Origin of the sequence: Bacillus sp. JJ1521, assembly GCF_036965165.1 — a bacterium.
Taxonomy (GTDB): Bacteria; Bacillota; Bacilli; order Bacillales; family Bacillaceae_L; genus Ferdinandcohnia.
The window spans coordinates 1-1,561 of the sequence record NZ_JBALOX010000081.1 but is presented as its reverse complement, the minus strand read 5'-3'; the positions used below and the strand labels follow the sequence as shown (position 1 = coordinate 1,561).

Annotated in this window: 1 rRNA gene; it reads right to left on the bottom strand. The window is 53.7% G+C overall.

The annotated features are described in order from the left end of the window. Positions 1 to 48: 48 nt before the first annotated feature. A 16S ribosomal RNA gene (locus tag V7147_RS12920) occupies positions 49 to 1,561 on the bottom strand; the annotation flags it as partial.

The following is a 1,561-nucleotide window of genomic DNA, read 5'->3' as shown; positions in this document are numbered from 1 at the left end:
AATACAAAGCGTCTTTTTATGAAGTTCGTAGAACTTCAGTTTCCTTAGAAAGGAGGTGATCCAGCCGCACCTTCCGATACGGCTACCTTGTTACGACTTCACCCCAATCATCTGTCCCACCTTAGGCGGCTGGCTCCTTACGGTTACCCCACCGACTTCGGGTGTTACAAACTCTCGTGGTGTGACGGGCGGTGTGTACAAGGCCCGGGAACGTATTCACCGCGGCATGCTGATCCGCGATTACTAGCGATTCCGGCTTCATGCAGGCGAGTTGCAGCCTGCAATCCGAACTGAGAATGGTTTTATGGGATTGGCTTAACCTCGCGGTTTTGCTGCCCTTTGTACCATCCATTGTAGCACGTGTGTAGCCCAGGTCATAAGGGGCATGATGATTTGACGTCATCCCCACCTTCCTCCGGTTTGTCACCGGCAGTCACCTTAGAGTGCCCAACTAAATGCTGGCAACTAAGATCAAGGGTTGCGCTCGTTGCGGGACTTAACCCAACATCTCACGACACGAGCTGACGACAACCATGCACCACCTGTCACTTCTGTCCCCGAAGGGAAAACCCTATCTCTAGGGCGGTCAGAAGGATGTCAAGACCTGGTAAGGTTCTTCGCGTTGCTTCGAATTAAACCACATGCTCCACCGCTTGTGCGGGCCCCCGTCAATTCCTTTGAGTTTCAGTCTTGCGACCGTACTCCCCAGGCGGAGTGCTTAATGCGTTTGCTGCAGCACTAAAGGGCGGAAACCCTCTAACACTTAGCACTCATCGTTTACGGCGTGGACTACCAGGGTATCTAATCCTGTTCGCTCCCCACGCTTTCGCGCCTCAGCGTCAGTTACAGACCAGAGAGCCGCCTTCGCCACTGGTGTTCCTCCACATCTCTACGCATTTCACCGCTACACGTGGAATTCCGCTCTCCTCTTCTGCACTCAAGTCCCCCAGTTTCCAATGACCCTCCACGGTTGAGCCGTGGGCTTTCACATCAGACTTAAAGGACCGCCTGCGCGCGCTTTACGCCCAATAATTCCGGATAACGCTTGCCACCTACGTATTACCGCGGCTGCTGGCACGTAGTTAGCCGTGGCTTTCTGGTTAGGTACCGTCAAGGTACCGCCCTATTCGAACGATACTTGTTCTTCCCTAACAACAGAGCTTTACGATCCGAAGACCTTCTTCGCTCACGCGGCGTTGCTCCGTCAGACTTTCGTCCATTGCGGAAGATTCCCTACTGCTGCCTCCCGTAGGAGTCTGGGCCGTGTCTCAGTCCCAGTGTGGCCGATCACCCTCTCAGGTCGGCTACGCATCGTTGCCTTGGTGAGCCGTTACCTCACCAACTAGCTAATGCGCCGCGGGCCCATCTGTAAGTGATAGCTAAAAGCCATCTTTTAATATAAGACCATGTGATCTCATATGTTATCCGGTATTAGCTCCGGTTTCCCGAAGTTATCCCAGTCTTACAGGCAGGTTGCCCACGTGTTACTCACCCGTCCGCCGCTAATCTTTGGGAGCAAGCTCCCAAAGATTCGCTCGACTTGCATGTATTAGGCACGCCG